Annotated in this window: 24 protein-coding genes; 14 read left to right on the forward strand and 10 right to left on the reverse strand. The window is 58.8% G+C overall.

Translation table 11 applies throughout. The annotated features are described in order from the left end of the window. Positions 1 to 7 precede the first annotated feature (7 nt). Positions 8 to 619 (forward strand): cytochrome c oxidase assembly protein, encoded by a 612-nt coding sequence (locus FHT85_RS09710; RefSeq protein ID WP_112335497.1) that lies wholly within the window; start codon positions 8 to 10, stop codon positions 617 to 619. Positions 620 to 682: 63 nt separating this feature from the next. Next, positions 683 to 1,561: a cytochrome c oxidase subunit 3 gene (locus tag FHT85_RS09715; RefSeq protein WP_112335712.1), complete on the forward strand. Its 879-nt coding sequence runs from the start codon at positions 683 to 685 to the stop codon at positions 1,559 to 1,561. Positions 1,562 to 1,623: 62 nt separating this feature from the next. On the opposite strand, the gene FHT85_RS09720 is transcribed toward FHT85_RS09715, so the two are convergent. Beyond that, the gene (locus FHT85_RS09720) at positions 1,624 to 2,274 is read right to left on the reverse strand and encodes a chloramphenicol phosphotransferase CPT family protein (protein WP_112412434.1); all 651 of its coding nucleotides are present in this window, start codon (positions 2,272 to 2,274) and stop codon (positions 1,624 to 1,626) included. Between the two features lie 173 nt (positions 2,275 to 2,447). Here FHT85_RS09720 and FHT85_RS09725 point away from each other — a divergent pair, with 173 nt between their 5' ends. From FHT85_RS09725 to FHT85_RS09750, 6 genes are all read left to right on the forward strand, one after another. Next, complete coding sequence (locus tag FHT85_RS09725) at positions 2,448 to 2,846, forward strand: DUF983 domain-containing protein (protein ID WP_112412433.1); 399 nt, start codon at positions 2,448 to 2,450, stop codon at positions 2,844 to 2,846. Positions 2,847 to 2,853: 7 nt separating this feature from the next. After that, complete coding sequence (locus FHT85_RS09730; protein ID WP_112412484.1) at positions 2,854 to 3,600, forward strand: SURF1 family protein; 747 nt, start codon at positions 2,854 to 2,856, stop codon at positions 3,598 to 3,600. Between the two features lie 162 nt (positions 3,601 to 3,762). Beyond that, positions 3,763 to 4,770: a 4-hydroxy-3-methylbut-2-enyl diphosphate reductase gene (gene ispH, locus FHT85_RS09735; RefSeq protein WP_112412432.1), complete on the forward strand. Its 1,008-nt coding sequence runs from the start codon at positions 3,763 to 3,765 to the stop codon at positions 4,768 to 4,770. Between the two features lie 33 nt (positions 4,771 to 4,803). Continuing rightward, complete coding sequence (locus FHT85_RS09740; protein ID WP_112412431.1) at positions 4,804 to 5,769, forward strand: homoserine kinase; 966 nt, start codon at positions 4,804 to 4,806, stop codon at positions 5,767 to 5,769. Continuing rightward, on the forward strand, positions 5,766 to 6,206 hold the full coding sequence (gene rnhA, locus FHT85_RS09745) for a ribonuclease HI (RefSeq protein ID WP_112412430.1): 441 nt from the start codon (positions 5,766 to 5,768) through the stop codon (positions 6,204 to 6,206). The genes FHT85_RS09740 and rnhA overlap by 4 nt, the downstream gene beginning before the upstream one ends. Positions 6,207 to 6,294: 88 nt before the next feature. Then, the gene (locus FHT85_RS09750) at positions 6,295 to 6,795 is read left to right on the forward strand and encodes a GNAT family N-acetyltransferase (protein WP_183774068.1); all 501 of its coding nucleotides are present in this window, start codon (positions 6,295 to 6,297) and stop codon (positions 6,793 to 6,795) included. A gap of 49 nt (positions 6,796 to 6,844) precedes the next feature. On the opposite strand, the gene FHT85_RS09755 is transcribed toward FHT85_RS09750, so the two are convergent. The 3 genes from FHT85_RS09755 to FHT85_RS09765 all read right to left on the reverse strand — a co-directional run bounded on the left by FHT85_RS09755 (position 6,845) and on the right by FHT85_RS09765 (position 9,315). Next, entirely contained in the window at positions 6,845 to 7,510 is a 666-nt protein-coding gene (locus FHT85_RS09755; RefSeq protein WP_112397971.1) for a YiiX/YebB-like N1pC/P60 family cysteine hydrolase, read from the reverse strand. Positions 7,511 to 7,705: 195 nt separating this feature from the next. Next, positions 7,706 to 8,596 carry a dihydrodipicolinate synthase family protein gene (locus tag FHT85_RS09760; RefSeq protein ID WP_112412428.1) on the reverse strand — a complete coding sequence of 297 codons (891 nt, stop codon included), beginning with the start codon at positions 8,594 to 8,596 and terminating at the stop codon, positions 7,706 to 7,708. 110 nt (positions 8,597 to 8,706) lie between these two features. Next, positions 8,707 to 9,315 carry a LysE/ArgO family amino acid transporter gene (locus tag FHT85_RS09765; RefSeq protein ID WP_112412427.1) on the reverse strand — a complete coding sequence of 203 codons (609 nt, stop codon included), beginning with the start codon at positions 9,313 to 9,315 and terminating at the stop codon, positions 8,707 to 8,709. 165 nt (positions 9,316 to 9,480) lie between these two features. On the opposite strand from FHT85_RS09765, the gene FHT85_RS09770 reads away from it, so the two are divergent. Then, positions 9,481 to 10,380 (forward strand): LysR family transcriptional regulator ArgP, encoded by a 900-nt coding sequence (locus tag FHT85_RS09770; RefSeq protein WP_112412426.1) that lies wholly within the window; start codon positions 9,481 to 9,483, stop codon positions 10,378 to 10,380. A 124-nt stretch (positions 10,381 to 10,504) separates the two neighbouring features. Further along, positions 10,505 to 10,813, forward strand: coding sequence for a Dabb family protein (locus FHT85_RS09775; RefSeq protein ID WP_112412425.1), 309 nt, complete (start codon positions 10,505 to 10,507; stop codon positions 10,811 to 10,813). A 48-nt stretch (positions 10,814 to 10,861) separates the two neighbouring features. Here FHT85_RS09775 and FHT85_RS09780 read toward each other — a convergent pair whose 3' ends face one another. From FHT85_RS09780 to FHT85_RS30810, 4 genes are read right to left on the reverse strand one after another with little or no spacing between them, the layout of a single operon-like run. After that, complete coding sequence (locus FHT85_RS09780) at positions 10,862 to 11,764, reverse strand: metal ABC transporter solute-binding protein, Zn/Mn family (protein ID WP_112335506.1); 903 nt, start codon at positions 11,762 to 11,764, stop codon at positions 10,862 to 10,864. 19 nt (positions 11,765 to 11,783) lie between these two features. After that, positions 11,784 to 12,656 (reverse strand): metal ABC transporter permease, encoded by an 873-nt coding sequence (locus tag FHT85_RS09785; protein ID WP_112335507.1) that lies wholly within the window; start codon positions 12,654 to 12,656, stop codon positions 11,784 to 11,786. After that, positions 12,653 to 13,435: a metal ABC transporter ATP-binding protein gene (locus FHT85_RS09790; protein ID WP_112412424.1), complete on the reverse strand. Its 783-nt coding sequence runs from the start codon at positions 13,433 to 13,435 to the stop codon at positions 12,653 to 12,655. The genes FHT85_RS09785 and FHT85_RS09790 overlap by 4 nt, the downstream gene beginning before the upstream one ends. Continuing rightward, positions 13,432 to 13,560 carry a hypothetical protein gene (locus tag FHT85_RS30810; protein ID WP_280949796.1) on the reverse strand — a complete coding sequence of 43 codons (129 nt, stop codon included), beginning with the start codon at positions 13,558 to 13,560 and terminating at the stop codon, positions 13,432 to 13,434. Before FHT85_RS30810 ends, FHT85_RS09790 begins: the two co-directional genes overlap by 4 nt. A 98-nt stretch (positions 13,561 to 13,658) precedes the next feature. Between FHT85_RS30810 and FHT85_RS09795 the strand changes: the two genes are divergently transcribed. After that, positions 13,659 to 13,862 (forward strand): type II toxin-antitoxin system RelE/ParE family toxin, encoded by a 204-nt coding sequence (locus FHT85_RS09795; protein ID WP_112412423.1) that lies wholly within the window; start codon positions 13,659 to 13,661, stop codon positions 13,860 to 13,862. Positions 13,863 to 13,909: 47 nt separating this feature from the next. Here the strand turns inward: FHT85_RS09795 and FHT85_RS09800 are convergent, their stop codons facing one another. Both FHT85_RS09800 and FHT85_RS09805 read right to left on the reverse strand, forming a co-directional pair. Then, positions 13,910 to 14,395 carry a peroxiredoxin gene (locus tag FHT85_RS09800; RefSeq protein ID WP_112335510.1) on the reverse strand — a complete coding sequence of 162 codons (486 nt, stop codon included), beginning with the start codon at positions 14,393 to 14,395 and terminating at the stop codon, positions 13,910 to 13,912. Between the two features lie 81 nt (positions 14,396 to 14,476). Further along, on the reverse strand, positions 14,477 to 15,304 hold the full coding sequence (locus tag FHT85_RS09805; protein ID WP_112412483.1) for a protein-disulfide reductase DsbD domain-containing protein: 828 nt from the start codon (positions 15,302 to 15,304) through the stop codon (positions 14,477 to 14,479). Positions 15,305 to 15,444: 140 nt separating this feature from the next. Between FHT85_RS09805 and FHT85_RS09810 the strand changes: the two genes are divergently transcribed. From FHT85_RS09810 to FHT85_RS09820, 3 genes are all read left to right on the forward strand, one after another. Further along, complete coding sequence (locus FHT85_RS09810) at positions 15,445 to 16,050, forward strand: YqgE/AlgH family protein (RefSeq protein ID WP_112335511.1); 606 nt, start codon at positions 15,445 to 15,447, stop codon at positions 16,048 to 16,050. A 95-nt stretch (positions 16,051 to 16,145) separates the two neighbouring features. Then, on the forward strand, positions 16,146 to 16,337 hold the full coding sequence (locus FHT85_RS09815; protein ID WP_112397964.1) for a CsbD family protein: 192 nt from the start codon (positions 16,146 to 16,148) through the stop codon (positions 16,335 to 16,337). Between the two features lie 133 nt (positions 16,338 to 16,470). After that, a complete protein-coding gene (locus FHT85_RS09820; protein ID WP_112335513.1) occupies positions 16,471 to 17,526 on the forward strand; it encodes a putative zinc-binding metallopeptidase in 1,056 nt (351 codons plus the stop codon). Position 17,527: the final 1 nt, after the last annotated feature.

The following is a 17,527-nucleotide window of genomic DNA, read 5'->3' on the forward strand; positions in this document are numbered from 1 at the left end:
AGGCGTCATGGAGGGGGAGGTCACAAAAAGCACGAGGAACGGCACCCGTAGCAACGGTATGATCGTTGCCATGTGCCTGAGCTTCGTCGTCGGCATGAGCGCCATGTGCGCCGCCGCCGTGCCGCTCTATCGCATGTTCTGTCAGGTGACGGGCTATAACGGCACGACGCAGCGCGTCGAGCAGGTGTCGAACCTCATCCTCGACAAGCAGATCCAGGTTTCCTTCGATGCCAACGTCGCGCCCGGCCTGCCATGGGATTTCAAGCCGTTGCAAAAATCTGTAAGCCCGAAGATCGGCGAGACGGTCGAGGTCAAGTTCCAGATCGAGAACAAGTCGGACAAGATGGAGCGCGGCCAGGCGATCTTCAACGTCACGCCGCTCGAAGCCGGGGTCTATTTCAACAAGGTCCAGTGCTTCTGCTTCAACGAGACGGATCTCGCGCCCGGCGAAAAGCGCGAAATGTCAGTGGTTTTCTATGTCGATCCCGAGATCGCCAAGGCTCCGGAAACCAAGACGATCAACGCGCTGACACTGTCCTATACCTATTATCCACGGGAAGGCGCAAAGCCCGTGGCATCCAATGACGGCGTTACGAAGCCGGTGGAAAAAAAGCTTTGATGGAGAGTGCTTTTCGGTCTGACCGGAAGCAATATGGGAAAAAGTTATTCGGGGATTGCTGATATGGCCGAAGTGCATCAGAGAAAACACGATTATCACATTATCGATCCCAGCCCGTGGCCGATCATTGCGGCCTTTGGGGCCTTCGTGATCACCTTCGGCGGTGTCTGCTTCATGCGTTACCTGAACGGTGGCGCGCTGCATCTGTTCGGAATCAATTTCGCCCAGCCCTGGCTGTTCTTCATCGGTCTCGCCGTGGTCCTCTATGTCATGTATGGCTGGTGGGCCGATACGATCAAGGAAGCACATGAGGGCGCGCATACCCGCGTCGTCTCGCTGCATCTGCGCTACGGCATGATCATGTTCATCGCTTCCGAAGTGATGTTCTTCGTTGCCTGGTTCTGGGCCTATTTCGATGTCAGCCTGTTCCCGAACGAGGCGATCCAGGCATCACGCACGGCCTTCCTTGGCGGCCAGTTCCCGCCGAAGGGCGTTGAGGTTCTCGACCCTTGGCACCTGCCGATCTACAACACCATCATCCTGCTGCTGTCGGGCACCACGGTCACCTGGGCACACCATGCGCTGCTGCACGGCGACCGCAAGGGGCTGATCCAGGGTCTGACGCTGACCGTGCTGCTTGGCGCGTTGTTCTCCTGCGTCCAGGCTTATGAATATGCCCACGCTCCATTCGCTTTCAAAAACTCGATCTATGGTGCGACCTTCTTCATGGCGACCGGCTTCCACGGTTTCCACGTTCTGATCGGGACGATCTTCCTGCTGGTTTGCTTGGTCCGCGCCATCCGGGGTGATTTCACGCCGAAGCAGCATTTCGGCTTCGAGGCGGCCGCCTGGTACTGGCACTTCGTCGACGTGGTCTGGCTGTTCCTGTTCTTCTGCATCTACATCTGGGGCAGCTGGGGCGCACCGCTTGCGGCGGGCTGATCGGTATCGATCTTTCGAAAACAAAAGGCGGGCGCTCAGCGTCCGCCTTTTGTTTTGTACCCTCAATACATTGAGGCAATTCTTTCAAATGCAGTGGGATGGGGCGGGCCCTTGGCGAGCAATTGCTGGATCTCCTCGGCACAGGCCTTAGAGCTCTTTACTGATGTATCGATCTCCAGATCGTAGATCCCCGGTCGGTGGACCTCTTCCTGCCATGCAATGACCGGCGCGGGGATGGGCTTATCCGCTCCGACAGCAACGTAAGTGCCCTGTCTTTCTGGTCCTTCCACCAGCCGCCGCTGCAGCACAACATCGAGGGGGCAGCGTACGCCGACGAACAGGACGGGCAGACCTGCCAGAAGCCGGGCGCAGTCGGGGAGAATGCCGAGCGGTTGCGAATAGCTGTCGTGATGACCGAACTCGGCGATGACATTGAGCCCCATGCGGCTATGCGCGGCGATCGACGCATAGAGTGCGGCATAAAAGCACGCAACCAGCGGCTCGAGATCAGGCCGCTCGCCGCCGGGACGCAAGCCGATACCAGGACGGTAGCGTGGAGGCGTGACATGCCGCACATAGGTGTCGACGCCGAGATTGAGCCAAACGCCCTCGAAATCAGCCTGTATCACCTCAACAATGCTGCTTTTTCCGGATCGCGGCGCGCCATTGAGAATGATTATCTGACCAAGAGGCGAGCCTTCGCTGGTTGCCATGAATCCAATCCTTTCTGCATGCTTTTCCCGGGCTGCTGGCGCGGCGTATCTGCGCTTTTCGATTGGACGGACGCGCACATCGCGGTTACTGATAGTGACAGGGGCGAGATCGATAGGTTCGCCCGCAATGGCAGACCGATCGAGACAGAACTTTGACCTCAGAGCAAGACAAGATGCCGGACGAGGCATCCCATAGCGACAGCGCTCTCTTTGCGCCCGTCGATCCATTCAAGGTCGGCATACAGGGATGTTGTCCGCGTTGCGGTCAAGGCAAGCTTTTCGATGGATTATTGTCGCTGAAGCCGCGCTGCGCAGCCTGTGATCTCGACTATGCCTTCGCCGATGCCGGTGATGGGCCAGCCGTCTTCGTCATCCTGATCGTCGGCTTCATCGTCATCGGTTCGGTCTTGTGGATGCAAATCAATTATGCGCCGCCGATCTGGGTCTACATAGTGCTGTTCGCCCCGCTGACGATCATTCTTTCGCTATTGTCCCTGCGCTGGTGCAAGGGCATCCTGATCGCCCTGCAATATCGCAATAATGCAGCCGAAGGGCGCGTCCACCGTGATTGAGTCGGCAATGCCTGTGCGCCGCGCCAATCCCCTGTGGCAGATCGCCAAGGCACTGCTTCTGCTCGTCGCCTTCGTCATCCTGATCGGGCTCGGCACCTGGCAGGTGGAGCGACTGCAGTGGAAGGAAGGCCTGCTGGCCGATATCGCCGCGCGCAAGGATGCACCCGCCATACCTTTGTCGGCGATCGAGGCCATGGCGGCATCCGGCGGCGACATTGAGTATCGCGTCGTCACGGCGACTGGTCATTACCTCAACGATAAGGAGCGGCATTTCCTCGCCACCCATGATGGCGATCCCGGCTATCACATCTACACACCTTTGCAGCTCAACGACGGCCGCTTTATTTTCGTCAATCGAGGCTTCGTTCCCACCGAGGCCAAGGACCCTGAAAAGCGCAAGCAGGGTGAATTGATGGGTGAACAGACCGTTATCGGCCTCGCTCGGGCAAAACTCGTCGACCGGCCCGACGGCATGCCGGACAATGATCTCGGCAAGAACATCTTCTTCTGGAAGGATCTGGAAGCCATGGCCTCCAGCGTCGGCCTGCCGAAGGACAAGGTGCTGCCCTTCTTCATCGACGCCGACAGGACGCCCAATCCGGTAGGTCTGCCGATCGGCGGTGTCACCATCATCGATCTGCCGAACAATCACCTGCAATATGCGGTGACCTGGTATGGGCTGGCAGCGGCGCTGGCAGCGATCGTCGCCATATCCTGGTGGCGCAAACATCATCCGGACGCGCCCCGACAATAGAGGCATGCAATAGAATAGCTTCATTTCGATGAAATATTCGGCTAGAGCATGATCCCAAAAAGTGCGCAGCGGTTTTTGGATAAGACCATGCGGACTGAATGGAGCAGGCGGCAGGGCAGCCCTATCTATGGCTCAGCCATTGTCGCGCATTTCGGAAGAGATATGAACATAGCTGTTTCCAAACCTGACCTGACTATCCGGCTTTGCGGGCCGCGCGGCTTCTGCGCCGGCGTCGACCGCGCCATTCAGATCGTCGTTCTGGCACTGAAGGCCTATGGCGCGCCGGTTTATGTCCGCCACGAGATCGTCCATAACCGCTATGTCGTCGAGGGGCTGGAGGCCAAGGGCGCCATCTTCGTCGAGGAACTGGATGAAATCCCGGCCGAACATCGCGCCCAGCCCGTCGTCTTCTCGGCGCATGGCGTACCGAAATCCGTGCCGGCCGATGCCGATGCGCGCAATCTCTTCTATCTTGATGCCACCTGTCCGCTGGTCTCGAAGGTGCACAAGCAGGCCATGCGCCACAATCGTCTCGGCCGCCACGTCGTCCTGATCGGCCACGCCGGCCATCCGGAAGTGATCGGCACCATGGGCCAGCTGCCAGAGGGTGCCGTGTCATTGATCGAGACGGTCGAGGATGCCGATGTCTACGAGCCTGCCGATCCCGACAACCTCGGCTTCGTGACGCAGACGACGCTCTCGGTCGATGATACCGCCGGCGTCATCGCGCGGCTGCAGGAGCGCTTCCCCAATCTCACGGCACCGGCTGCCGATTCGATCTGCTACGCCACAACCAATCGCCAGGAAGTGGTGAAGGAGGCGGCACCCGGCTGCGATCTTTTCATCGTCGTCGGCGCGCCGAATTCCTCCAATTCCAAGCGCCTCGTCGAAGTAGCGCTCCGGGCAGGGGCGAAGAAATCGGTGCTTGTCCAGCGCGCCTCGGAGATCGACTGGGACAATATCGGCGATATCAAGACGGTCGGCCTCTCGGCTGGTGCATCTGCGCCAGAAGTCATCGTCAACGAGATCATCGAAGCTTTCCGCGCCCGCTATAATGCCGTGGTGGAACTCGCTGAAACTGTGAAGGAAACGGAGAATTTCCTCGTCAATCGCGAGCTTCGCAGTATAGAGCTGACGACAGCAGACATGGCTTTCGTCAACGGCGAATAGCCGACCCAAGGCGCTCAAGTTCAGGACTGTTTCGTGGCCGTTTATACCGATATTACCGAAGACGATTTGAAGTGGTTCCTGACCGAATATGATGTCGGCGAGTTGCTCTCTTACAAGGGCATTGCCGAAGGCGTCGAGAATTCGAACTTCCTGCTGCACACGAGCCGCGATCCGCTGATCCTGACGCTTTACGAGAAGCGCGTCGATAAGGGCGATCTGCCGTTCTTCCTGGGGTTGATGCAGCACATGGCGAGCCGTGGCCTGTCGTGCCCGCTGCCTCTGCCGCGCCGCGACGGCGAGTTGCTCGGCCATCTCTCCGGTCGTCCTGCTGCGCTGATTTCCTTCCTCGAAGGCATGTGGCTGCGCAAGCCTGAGGCACATCATTGCCGCGAAGTCGGCAAGGCGCTGGCCGCCATGCATATCGCTGGCGAAGGTTTCGACATCCGCCGCCCGAACGCACTATCGCTCGACGGCTGGCAGGCGCTCTGGGAAAAATCCGAGGCACGCGCCGACGAAGTCGAAGCCGGTCTGCAGAACGAAATCCGCAGCGAACTCGATTTCCTTGGAAAGCACTGGCCGAAGAACCTGCCCGAAGGTGTCATCCATGCCGATCTCTTTCCGGACAATGTCTTCTTCCTCGGCGACACCCTGTCCGGTCTGATCGACTTCTATTTCGCCTGCAACGACCAGCTCGCCTACGATGTCTCGATCTGCCTGAACGCCTGGTGCTTCGAGAAGGATCACGCCTACAACATCACCAAGGGAATGGCGCTGCTGGAAGGCTATCAGAGCGTGCGGCCGCTGAGCACTGCCGAAATCGCTGCATTGCCGACGCTTGCCCGCGGCTCGGCCCTGCGCTTCTTCCTGACCCGACTTTACGATTGGCTGACGACCCCGGCCGGCGCAATGGTCACGAAGAAAGACCCGATCGAATATCTGCGCAAGCTGCGCTTCCACCGCCAGATTGCTTCAGCCGCGGAATATGGGCTGAAGGCATGAAGCACGTCGATATTTTTACCGATGGCGCCTGCTCCGGCAATCCCGGACCTGGCGGCTGGGGGGCGGTGCTTCGCTATGGCGAGGTAGAGAAGGAGCTTTCCGGCGGCGAGGCGGAGACGACCAACAACCGCATGGAGCTGATGGCGGCGATCTCGGCACTCGGTGCCCTGAAGAGCCCATGCGAGGTCGATCTCTATACCGACAGCGTCTACGTCAAGGACGGCATCACCAAATGGATTTTCGGCTGGAAGAAGAACGGCTGGAAGACCGCGGACAAGAAACCGGTGAAGAATGCCGAGCTCTGGCAGGCGCTGGACGAGGCTTATAACAGGCACAAGGTGACGCTTCATTGGGTCAAGGGCCATGCGGGACACCCGGAGAACGAGCGGGCCGACGAGCTGGCGCGCAAGGGCATGGCGCCGTTTAAGCGGAAATAGGTCTCTTGTATCCTCCGTTCCCGCTCGCAAGTGCACAGCCGCCTACGCGTCTGCAAGTACGGAATTGCCAACCGACGGGAGATGAAAAATGGAAATCCGCTCAGAGCAGCCGAAAGACGCGGAAGCGATCCGCCGTATAACGAAGATGGCCTTCGCCTCGATCGAGCACAGCAGTCAAACCGAAGCGCAAATCGTCGACGCTATTCGCAACGCCGGGGCGCTGACGATTTCCCTCGTAGCGATCGAGGATGGAGAAGTCCTCGGACATATCGCTTTCTCGTCTGTTACGATCGATGGAAAAGATTGCGGCTGGTACGGGCTTGGCCCGCTCTCGGTGACGCCTAGTCGCCAGAAACACGGCATTGGCGGTGCGCTTGTTCGCGAAGGTCTTTCGCGTCTGACGAAGATAGATGCCAGAGGCTGCGTCGTTCTTGGTGATCCGGATTACTACAAGCGTTTCGGTTTCGACAATGATCCCGGCCTGGTACTCAATGGAGTACCTGCCGAATATTTCATGGGGCTGGTCCTGAATGGGCGCGCCGCGCTCTCGGGACGCGTCGACTATCATGAGGGCTTCAGCGCGACTTGATGCTGGCTGTGACCAGAGCGGACGGCACGACTTTCCACGCTCATAGCCATCAAAGCGGATAGTTCGAATAGATCATCTTGAGACTTGGATCATTGGCGATGCTGACCGGAGTGACCAGGCTCTGGTTGAGAATATATCGGTAGCACTGATCGAAATCAAAATCGCGCTCCGTGCATTCGCTGTCACGCTTCCATCGTGACTGGACCAGCTTTCTGACAAGCATATTGTTGATGTTCAGCTCCGATATTTTCTGCACCTTGCCGATCTCCATACCTACGGCCTTGTAAGCGAGATAGGGCAATTCGCTGCAGTAGATCGCGTCGTTGTTGAAGGAGAAGAAAAGGTCGTAGGGTTTGCCGTAAAGCGTGCTGGAATAGGATAGGAGTTGCCGAGCTATTTCAGGCGTGAGGCGTTGATCACGATAGATCGCAACCCGCTTCAGCAGACCGCGATTTACCCAAGCGTGTAGGGGCGTTTCCCTGACCTTTGCTGCGGCCTCGATGACCGTGATAACGCCATGCTCATTCTTTATGATGCCCATATGCGAAAAGGCTGAACCGGTCGCGAATATGATGGCGCTTGATTGGTCGCTGGTCGATGTCTGAAAAATCAGATCACCATCCTTGAGCGGTGGATAGTTGCCACCAGCAGTGGCATAGAGTGTTCCTGCGACAAGGCAGACGCACAGGATCGCGGCGGCTATCAGTTTCTTCATGCCATCCCCGGAACCGATTGAAAGTTTTTGATCAATTTGCCTTCGTGAAAGAACCCTTCGCGCTGAAAAATGGCATCTGGAAGGCCGGCAACAAAGCAGATGACGATTCCGCTGCAATCCCGGCGAGAGTCATCGAGTGGATACCCCTAGAGGCGCGGATATAAGGCAGAGATTGCCGCGTCGCACAGGACTCGATCACATCAGAATGTGATCGAGCGCGCTTCTTACTTTCAGCTTTTCGGCGGCGGGTAAAGGCAGGATTGGGCGGGGTGGATCGATCCTGCAAAGATCGAGCGCTTCCGCAATCGCATACATAACGCGGAAGCTGCCGAACTCTTTGAACAGGCTCCATAGCGGCTGGAATTTCTGATCGAGCCGTTCGGCTTCGGCGGTGTTGCCTGCTTGGGCCGCCCTTGTGAGCGCCAGCGCTTCGACGGGCAGAAGGCCAGCGACCACGCTGTACCAGGCATCGGCACCGGCTAGCAGTCCGGCCGCCGCTCCCCAGTCGCCGCTATAGCCGATGGCGAAACCCTTTGGCGTTTCCTGACGCAGAAGTACCATCTCTCCCTTGAAATCGTTCTCCGGCGGCAACGGCATCTTCACCGCTGTGATATTCGCCACTTTTGCTAGCCGCGTAATCAGCGCATGACTGAATGTGAATTTCGTCGTGCCGGGATTGTTGTAGATGCAGAGCGGTAGATCGCCCGCATCCGCGACTGAGACGAAGTGCTGGTAGACCTCTTCCTCCGTGAGTGGAGTATAGGACATGGGGGCCAGCAGCAGCCCATCTGCGCCAGCCGTCTTGGCATCACGCGCCAATGCCTGCGCTTCGTCGGTTCGCAGCGCTCCAACCCCAACGATGACAGGGATCTTGCCGCCGACACTTGTCATTGCCGCCTGTACGGCCCGCCGACGCTCGTCGCGTGACAGGAAGGCGTAACCGCCCGTACTGCCAAGCAACCCGATGGAATCAACGCCCGCCAGTTGGATGCGTTCGAGCAGGCGGGCGAGCACTACAATATCAACGTGTCCGGAAGCATCGGTGGGGGTAATCGGAAAGGCCGAAAGGCCAGTAAAGAGTGTCACGATTGTTTCCTTCTCTGTCAGGCTTCGACCAGCGATAGCGCTCGAAAAGCAGAAGCTGAAATCGTCCTACGCTGAGGGCCGTGTGACTGTCCATGAATATGCCGCAGAAATCATACTCCGCGCAGCAGCTTGGTGGCGATCATCCACATCGTAAGAGCAATGAGCGTTTCCAGAATGCGCCAGGATGCGGGTTTCGCGAAGATCGGCCTCAGCCACCTCGCGCCAAAGCCGAGCGAAAAGAAGAACAGAAAGGAGCCCGTCATGGCACCCGCCGCAAATGAAACTTCGTTTCCTGGAAATCGGGTCGAGATCGTGCCAAGCAATACGACAGTATCGAGATAGACATGCGGGTTGAGCCAGGTGAGCGCGAGGCACATGGCGAGCGTCTGCCGGAAGCTTGATGATTTCGCCTCTCCGGCGGCCAGCACCGCAGACGAACGAAAGGCGGAGTAGAGGCTCCTGGCTCCGTACAAGATCAGGAAGGCCGCTCCTGCATAGCGCATGACTGGATCGAGCCAGGGCAGCAGCGCGGAGATCTGGCGGAAGCTCGTCACCCCGAGGATGATGAGTGTTGCATCGGAGAGCGCGCATGCGAGGCACACAGCGACTACATACTCGTTGCGAAGGCCCTGACGCAGGACGAAGGCGTTTTGCGCGCCGATCGCGACAATCAGGCTGAGCCCCATCATCAGGCCGGTTATATAGATCGAAAAATTCATGCTCAGAGCAATTCCAGGAAAAGTGCGAAGCGGTTTTCCGTCCGGAATTGCGCAAGAACGAAAGGCTCTAGCGAAATGCTCCAAAACGAATGAGCATCTCCGGTATCCGCATGTGAAGATTTAGGCTACTTAATGTTGCTAATCCAGATTAAGAAAAACTAATCTATGCTCGACTATTCCGCTCTCCGTGCCGTTTCCATGGTCGTCCAGACCGGCAGCTTCGAAAAGGCGGCAGCCATTCTCAACGTCACGCCTTCGGCCGTCTCGCAGCGGGTGAAGCAGCTTGAAGAACGCCTGGGCATCGTCCTGATCGTCAGGGGCAATCCCTGCACCGCGACGGAAAAGGGCGAATGGCTCTGCCGCCATATGGAGAATGTCGGCATGCTGGAAGACGAGCTGTTCGGACGTTTGCCGGCGCTCGTCGATCCCGGCGAGCCCAAACAAAGGGTCACACTTCACATTGCCACGAATGCCGATAGCCTCGGGACGTGGTTCGTGGATGCCATATCCAGTTTTGCCAAACGCTCTTCCTATCTGCTGAATATCGCCATCGACGACCAGGATCATACGGCCGAATGGCTGCAGCGGGGGCGGGTGATCGCGGCCGTCACCGGCCTGGAAAAGCCAATTCAAGGCTGCCGGCGTATGTCCCTCGGCGCGCTTCGCTACCATGCGACGGCAAGCCCCGCTTTCATTGCCCGGCATTTTTCAAAAGGTGTTACCCCGGAAGCGATCCAGAACGCGCCAGCCCTGACCTTCAACCAGAAGGACAGGCTTCAAAGCCGCTGGATACGCCAGACATTCGGAGAGGATTTTGCCTATCCGAGCCATTGGCTGCCTTCGACACAAGGCTTCGTCGATGCCAGCCTTGCGGGCATGGGATGGGGCATGAATCCCATCCAGCTTGTGCGGGAGCATCTGAAGGCCGGGCGCTTGGTCGAGCTGATCCCCGACACGCCACTGGACATTCCATTATATTGGCAGGTGAATCGTCTCGCAGCCGACCGGCTTGCGGAATTGACACGCGAAATCACTGCCACAGCCAAAGCCCATTTGTCAGCGTGAGCTGTGATTCGAGCTGAACGCGTTGCCATTCGCTTGGCTGCCGGAACGCAATGTTCGCGAATTGATGCCTTGCCCGGTTGCCCTTTCCCTCTATGCTGCCGCCGACTTCCAGGGAGATTGCCTTATGATCCTGCATTGCGTTTTTCTTAGACTCAAGTCCGCCCTGACACAGGACGAGAAGGTGGCGCTCTTCGACTCCGTCGTCGCCTTGCAGAAGGTCATTCCGGGTATTGTTGACGTGAAATATGGGCCGAACGTCTCGCCTGAGGGTCTGCATGGTGGCTTCGCCGATGGATTTGTCGTCACCTTCGAGAGTGTCGAAGCGCGCGATGCCTATCTGGTGCATCCCGATCATGTCGCCGTCGGCGAGCGGATCGTTTCGTCCACGGACGGCGGTCTGGCCGGCCTGATGGTCTTCGATTTCAACATTTAAGTGAGTGGTCGCAGGCAGTGTACGCCTGCGACCTTGATCATTGAATGGTCAGCTCGACTTGGCCATGGCTGTGGCGAGTTGATCAACGTTATAACGGAACATTTTTTCGTAAGTCGAAGCCGGTCCGTTGGCCTTTGACAGCGATTCGACATAGAGCTCACCGCCAGGCTCGGCGCCGGTTGCCTTGGCGACCTGCTTGACGAGGCGCGGATCGTTCGAGTTTTCGAAGAAATAGGTCTTCACATGCTCGGTCTTGATCTGCTCGATCAGCTTGGCGACGTCGGCAGCTGAGGCTTCCGTCTCAGTTGAAACGCCAAGCGGCGAGAGGAAGCTAACCTTGTATTCGCGGCCGAAGTAGCCGAAGGCGTCATGGCTCGTCAGCACTTTGCGGCGATCGTCGGCGATCTTGTCGAACTTGCTGTGGGCATAGGCATCAAGCTCGGTCAGCACCTTGGTATAGCGCTCGGCATTGGCCTTGAAGTCAGCCGCATCGGCCGGATCCGCCGCAGAAAGCGCCTTCTCGATATTCGCGACCCAGACCTTCACATTGACCGGGCTGTTCCACACATGCGGATCGGTGACCGTCTTGCCGTCGTCGACCATGGTGCGCGTGTTGATGCCGTCTGAGGCGACAACAGGCGTTCCCTTGTAGCCGGATGCGCTGATCAGCCGGTCCATCCAGCCTTCCAGCCCTTCGCCGCTGACGAAGACGACCTTGGCGGCGTTCAGCGTCTTGGCATCGGCCGGCGAGGGCTCGAATTCATGGGGATCGCCGTTCGGGCCGACGAGGCTCGAGACCTTCACATGGTCGCCACCGACATGCTTGACCACGTCGGCAAGCACGGTGAAGGACGCGACCACATTGAGGGTTTCGGCGGAAGCCGGTGCGGCGACGCCGAAGGCGACGAAGGCTGCTGATGCCGCCGAGAGAAGCAGTCTCTGTTTGTTCATGCGAGTCTCCTTGTTCGGATTAGCCCCGGAGATGGGGACGGGGGAAGAACCGCCGGGCAAGGCCCGAGGGCGCGAAGAGAATGGAGAAGCCGTAGATCAGGCTGGCGGTGATGATGATGGTCGGGCCGGAGGCAAATTCGAGGTGATAAGAGGCGATGAGGCCGATATAGCCCGACGCCATCGCAGTACCCGTCGCGATTATCATCATGGCAGGCAGGCTGCGCGACCATAGCTGCGCCACGGCAGCCGGCAGCATCATCAGCCCGACGGCCATCAGCGTACCGAGCGCCTGGAAGCTGGCGACGAGATTGAGCACGACCAGCAGCAGGAACAGGAAGTGATAGAGCGGCCCGCGCCCGCCGACGGCGCGCAGGAAGCCCGGATCGAAGCATTCCATGACCAGCGGCCGGTAGATGACAGCGAGAGCCAGCAGCGTGACCGTCGTAATCGCACCGATCTGGTAGAGAGCCGGCGCATCGATTGCGAGAATGGTGCCGAAGAGCACATGCAGCAGATCGATATTGGAGCCACGCAACGACACGATAAGAACGCCAAGCGCCAGCGATGTCAGGTAGAAGCTGGCAAAGCTCGCATCCTCCTGCAGCACAGTCGCGCGGCTGACGAGGCCGGACAGCAGCGCCACCGAAAGGCCGGCGACAAGACCGCCAAGCCCCATGGCGGTCAGCGAAAGAGAGCCGGCAATGAGATAGCCGATAGCGGCACCAGGCAGGACGGCATGGCTCATGGCATCGCCCATCAGGCTCATGCGCCGGAGCATCAGAAAGACGCCGATCGGGCCGGAGCCAAGGCCGAGGCAGACGCAGGCAATCAGCGCTCGGCGCATGAAGCCGTAGTCCGCAAAGGGCGCGAGGAAGATGTCGTAGACGGTCATTCGGCCGGCTCCCGCTTCACGAGGCCGCCTTCGTTATGCTCTTCTTCGGGCAGACATGTCGCGGCCTCCTCATCCCAGCGCTCGGCCATGGCGCGCGCCTTGATGAGGTTCTTTGGGCTCATGACATCCTCCGTCCTGCCCCATCCCACGAGTTCGCGGGCGATCAGCAGTGTCTCGGGAAAATAGCTTCGCACCTGCTCGAAATCGTGCAGGACGGCGATGACCGTGCGTCCCTCCCGGTTCCATCGCAGCACGAGTTCGAGAAGATCGCGCGTTGTCCGCTGGTCGATCGCGGTGAAGGGTTCGTCCAGGAGAATCACGCGGGCATCCTGCAGCAGTAGCCGCGCGAACAGCACGCGCTGGAACTGGCCCGCTGAAAGCGAGCCGATATGCCTTTTTTCGAAGCCCGAAAGTCCGACGATGCCGAGCGCCTCTTGCGCCCGCTCGGCATCCTTGCGCGAGAACCGGCCAAAGGCGCCAGCATTCTTCCAGGCGCCGAGCATGACGGTATCGGCCACCGAAATTGGAAAGCGTCTGACGATATCAGCCGCTTGCGGCAGATAGCCGAAATCGTTGCGCGTTAGCGCCCCGCGATCGATCGAGCCTTCCGCCGGCCGCAATTCGCCGACGATCGCCTTGAGCAAGGTCGACTTGCCGGCACCGTTCGGCCCGGCAATCGCCGTCAGGCTGCCGGCGGCAAAGCCGCCCGAGATGTGATGAACGGCCGGATGGCGTTCATAGGTAACGGTGAGATTGTTGAGGCGGATCAGATCGTTCATGCCAGAGCCACCGCCCAGCCGATAGCCGCCCAAAGCACTGCAATGCCAACCGCCACATAGGCAAGGCGCATCAAGGCCGAGCGCCCCATGAGGGACGACGCGAAGGGATCACGATCAAAAGGCATTTCGGGGCTTTCAATTATGTAATAACATAACACGTTGTAACCGATGAAATGGGGCGAAAAAGAGGCGGGCGGTGAATTGAGGGTTTTGACCACCGGTAATTGGCGCTCTCCGCAAATGCGCAAGTCTTGCGGCCTTACCCGGTCAAATGGGTCGCCTGCGCCCAGAGCTGAGAGACGATACGCGAAGCGTCGCATTTCGCGGGTACGTGATCTTTTTCCGCTATGTCGACGACGTCTTCGAAATTTTGAATGTGCCCGAAGGACATCGAGATTTCGACACTCATTTCAATGAGGAAGAATAAAACTAAGGGCGCTTTTGAGGCGCCCTGTTTTTCCGTCCTTCAAAATCCTAAAGCTGCTCGATCATCGCAGCGGCGCCTGAAACCGTTGCTTGGCCGGGACTTTCCTCGATGTTCAGCGTCTTCACCACGCCGTCTTCCACCAGCATGGAATAACGCTTGGAACGAATGCCAAGGCCGCCGGCGGAAAGGTCGGCTTCAAGACCGAGCGCCTTGGTGAAGGAGCCGTCCCAATCGGCGAGGAAGTGGATCTTGCCGAGGCCACCGGACGATTGCGCCCAGGCGCCCATGACGTGCCAGTCATTGATGGAAACGACGGCGATGTCATCGATGCCCTTGGCAAGAATGGCGTCGCGGTTTTCGAGAAAACCCGGCAGGTGATTGAGTGAGCAGGTGGGCGTAAACGCACCGGGAACGGCGAAGAGAACGACACGCTTGCCGGCAAAGAGCTGCTCGGTGCTGATCTCGACCGGGCCGTCGGCGGTCTTTTCCTTGAAGGTGGCGGCAGGCAGTGTGTCGCCGATCGCGATGGTCATGGCTCTCTCCTTGGGTCGTGTTTCGGGGCGCTCGAATGGCCGCCGATGGCTTGAAGACGGTCAGGGAACTATAGGCCGCGCCTATTCAAGTGCAAGGGTGGTTTCCATCGCCCGATCGCCATCGATGACGAGGATGCCCCAGCTCTTGCCCTTCAGATCATAATCCTTCGGCAGCTTTCCGATCTCGATATCGGCCGAGAAGGCAGTTCCCTCCCGCTTTGCATTCGCTTGCTGAAAGAACACATAGCCTGACGGCCCCGTGACGTAGATTTCAGGTGCCTTTCCACTCGCCTCCGGCAGTGTCAGCTGCAGCGAAAGGCTCTTGGCGTCGGCGGAGATCTGATAGCTCTGGATGGCGAAATCCGCAGAAGGAGCTTGGGGCAGCACCGCCTTTGCCGCATCGAGCAAGGCCAGCTCACGCGAGGTCGGCTGTGCATTGATCGGCAAGGGCAGGGAGTATTCGGCCTGGAAAGGGATGCAGATATCCTTGCACAGGCCGATGAAAGCTGTCAGCTCAAGCTTTTCCGGCGCCTTGCCGGCGACGCGAAGATCGAGCGGAAACGTCACCGGCGCGTCGTAGCCGATTTCCTGGATAGGGCCGACGCTGATCGGTTTTGGTGCCGGGTAGGCCGCCCTTTCCAATGTCACGCCACTGCCAGGTGCCGGCGTAATTTGCGGCGGAATTCCACCCTGACCTGGCTCGCGCCAATAGGTGATCCAGCCCGGCTCCGGTTCGATCTGCAAGGCGGCGCGGATATGCCCTTCGGCGTCCGGCGCCAGCGCGATCAGACGCATCCTACCGCCCTCATTGTCTACCCAGTCGCTCGTCGCGGCATGGACTGCCGCGGCGCTGAAAAACAAAGTAGCGAGAAGGGCCGACAGCCGGCCAACGGTACTGAATTCGATCATGCGACAAGGATTTAGCCGATTGAGCTGCCTGGAGCCAGCACGGCCGAAGAAGCAAATGATCATTTTCAGTTGATTGATTTATGACATTGCCCCATCTTGATTACAGGCGGTGCAGTTGCGGACTGCGGTCAGGAGGCACGATGTCCCTATCGACGCTGAAGAATAGACGCGAAAGAGGTTTTCTCGACGGTCAGTTCCTGATCGCCATGCCGGGCATGGAGGATCGGAACTTCCATCGAACGGTGATTTATATCTGCGCCCATTCCGATGCCGGTGCCATGGGCTTCGTCATCAATCGGTCTCAGAAGCTGACATTCACCGATGTTCTGCTGCATCTCGAAATGATCAAGGACGACGATGCCATCGTGTTGCCGCAAAGGGCGCGCGATTTCCCCATCCAGACCGGCGGCCCCGTCGAAAGCGGCCGCGGCTTCGTTCTGCATTCGGACGATTACATCAGCGACAGCAGCATTCCGGTCAGTGATGACATCAGCCTGACGGCGACGCTCGACATCGTGCGGGCGATTTCCAAAGGGAGCGGCCCGAAACGCGCCACCATGTTGCTCGGCTATGCCGGCTGGGGGGCCGGCCAGCTCGAAGCCGAGATCGGCAATAATGGCTGGCTGAACTGCCCGGCAAACGAAGAAATGATTTTCGATCGCAGCCTCGACAATAAATATGATCGCGCGCTGGCTCTGATGGGCATCAATCCTGCGATGCTGTCGCTGCAGGCGGGCCATAGCTAAGCCGATTTGCGTTACTTTGGAACGAAATAGCTGTGGTGACGTTTTCCTGACAGAGCATCGGCAATTCCGCCGAGCCAGACCAGGAGGCGCCAGATATGAGCAGCACGACCGACAAGGTATCCGGTAAGGTGAATGAAATCGCCGGCAAGGCAAAGCAGGCAGCCGGCAAGGCAACCAATGACAGGGAAATGCGCGCGAAGGGCGCTGCCCAGGAAGCTAAGGGCAAGGTGCAGACCGCCGTTGGCAAGGCCAAGGATAAGGTCAAGGGCGCAGTCGACCGGATGTGACTGCTGAATTTTTCAAATCCATGGTCGCCGCTCCATCGGAATTGATGTTGTAGCGGCGATGTTGGGAGGAAGGGCCTGTTACGGAAACGTGGCAGGCTCTTTACTATCGGCCAATGATTTTTCGAGGGGAGACATGCGGCTTTTCACTTGTGACCATTGCGGCCAGCCCGTCCACTTCGATAACAGGCAGTGCGTGCGTTGCGGCCATCAGCTTGGTTTTATCCCCGACCGCTTGGCGATATACGCCTTGGAAGCTGAAAATGCTGTCAGCTGGCATCCGGTGTCCGAGCCGGCACAACACGTTCGGTTTTGCGCGAATGCCGAACTCGATATATGCAATTGGCTGATCGATGCGGACGACCCGCAACCCTATTGCGTCGCCTGCCGGCACAATCGTCTCGTGCCGAACACCGGCACGGAACAGGGCATAGACCGCTGGCGGCGCATCAGTCAGGCGCAGCGGCATTTGTTTTATTCGCTTTTGCGCTGGAACCTGCCGCATCCCGACCGTCAGCAGGACCCCGAAGGTGGGCTCGTCTTCGACTTCCTCGAGGACGAGGTGCAGGGCGGTACCGTGGTCCCGGCGATGACGGGTCATGAGGAGGGACTGATCGCCATCCGTGCCGCCGAGGCGGACGATGTCACGCGCGAACAGGCGCGCACCTCAATGAACGAGCCTTATCGCACTTTGCTCGGCCACTTCCGCCATGAGACAGGCCATTTCATCTGGAATAAGCTTGTCCGTGATCGCGGGCAATTCGACGCCTTTCGTGCTGTCTTCGGCGACGAGCGCGCCGATTATGGCGCAGCGCTTCAGGCTCACTACGAGAACGGGCCACCGGCGAATTGGCAGGAAAGCTTCATCAGCGCCTATGCCAGCTCCCATCCCTGGGAGGATTTTGCCGAATGCTTCGCGCATTATCTGCACATCGTCGATACGCTAGAAACGGCGCGCTCCTTCGGCGTGGTGATCGATCCCCATCGCTATCACGACATGGCGGCCGAGGTAGATTTCAATCCTTACAGGGCGGAAAGCGCCGAGCAGCTCGTCAGCGCCTGGATCCCTTTGAGCGTGGCGATCAATTCCATCCAGCGCAGCATGGGGCAGCCGGATTCCTATCCCTTCATCCTCTCGCCGCCGGTGGTCGCTAAGCTCGACTATATCAGGGAATTGATCGACAGCGCGTGAT

The sequence above is a fragment of the Rhizobium sp. BK312 genome, assembly GCF_014193605.1.
Lineage (GTDB): Bacteria > Pseudomonadota > Alphaproteobacteria > Rhizobiales > Rhizobiaceae > Rhizobium.

Coding starts and splice junctions, on each gene's coding strand:
- FHT85_RS09710 (WP_112335497.1), top strand. CDS start 8: ATGGAGGGGGAGGTCACAAAAAGCACGAGGAACGGCACCCGTAGCAAC.
- FHT85_RS09715 (WP_112335712.1), top strand. CDS start 683: ATGGCCGAAGTGCATCAGAGAAAACACGATTATCACATTATCGATCCC.
- FHT85_RS09720 (WP_112412434.1), bottom strand. CDS start 2,274: ATGGCAACCAGCGAAGGCTCGCCTCTTGGTCAGATAATCATTCTCAAT.
- FHT85_RS09725 (WP_112412433.1), top strand. CDS start 2,448: ATGCCGGACGAGGCATCCCATAGCGACAGCGCTCTCTTTGCGCCCGTC.
- FHT85_RS09730 (WP_112412484.1), top strand. CDS start 2,854: ATGCCTGTGCGCCGCGCCAATCCCCTGTGGCAGATCGCCAAGGCACTG.
- ispH (WP_112412432.1), top strand. CDS start 3,763: ATGAACATAGCTGTTTCCAAACCTGACCTGACTATCCGGCTTTGCGGG.
- rnhA (WP_112412430.1), top strand. CDS start 5,766: ATGAAGCACGTCGATATTTTTACCGATGGCGCCTGCTCCGGCAATCCC.
- FHT85_RS09750 (WP_183774068.1), top strand. CDS start 6,295: ATGGAAATCCGCTCAGAGCAGCCGAAAGACGCGGAAGCGATCCGCCGT.
- FHT85_RS09755 (WP_112397971.1), bottom strand. CDS start 7,510: ATGAAGAAACTGATAGCCGCCGCGATCCTGTGCGTCTGCCTTGTCGCA.
- FHT85_RS09765 (WP_112412427.1), bottom strand. CDS start 9,315: ATGAATTTTTCGATCTATATAACCGGCCTGATGATGGGGCTCAGCCTG.
- FHT85_RS09770 (WP_112412426.1), top strand. CDS start 9,481: ATGCTCGACTATTCCGCTCTCCGTGCCGTTTCCATGGTCGTCCAGACC.
- FHT85_RS09775 (WP_112412425.1), top strand. CDS start 10,505: ATGATCCTGCATTGCGTTTTTCTTAGACTCAAGTCCGCCCTGACACAG.
- FHT85_RS09780 (WP_112335506.1), bottom strand. CDS start 11,764: ATGAACAAACAGAGACTGCTTCTCTCGGCGGCATCAGCAGCCTTCGTC.
- FHT85_RS09785 (WP_112335507.1), bottom strand. CDS start 12,656: ATGACCGTCTACGACATCTTCCTCGCGCCCTTTGCGGACTACGGCTTC.
- FHT85_RS09790 (WP_112412424.1), bottom strand. CDS start 13,435: ATGAACGATCTGATCCGCCTCAACAATCTCACCGTTACCTATGAACGC.
- FHT85_RS30810 (WP_280949796.1), bottom strand. CDS start 13,560: ATGCCTTTTGATCGTGATCCCTTCGCGTCGTCCCTCATGGGGCGCTCG.
- FHT85_RS09800 (WP_112335510.1), bottom strand. CDS start 14,395: ATGACCATCGCGATCGGCGACACACTGCCTGCCGCCACCTTCAAGGAA.
- FHT85_RS09805 (WP_112412483.1), bottom strand. CDS start 15,304: ATGATCGAATTCAGTACCGTTGGCCGGCTGTCGGCCCTTCTCGCTACT.
- FHT85_RS09810 (WP_112335511.1), top strand. CDS start 15,445: ATGTCCCTATCGACGCTGAAGAATAGACGCGAAAGAGGTTTTCTCGAC.
- FHT85_RS09815 (WP_112397964.1), top strand. CDS start 16,146: ATGAGCAGCACGACCGACAAGGTATCCGGTAAGGTGAATGAAATCGCC.
- FHT85_RS09820 (WP_112335513.1), top strand. CDS start 16,471: ATGCGGCTTTTCACTTGTGACCATTGCGGCCAGCCCGTCCACTTCGAT.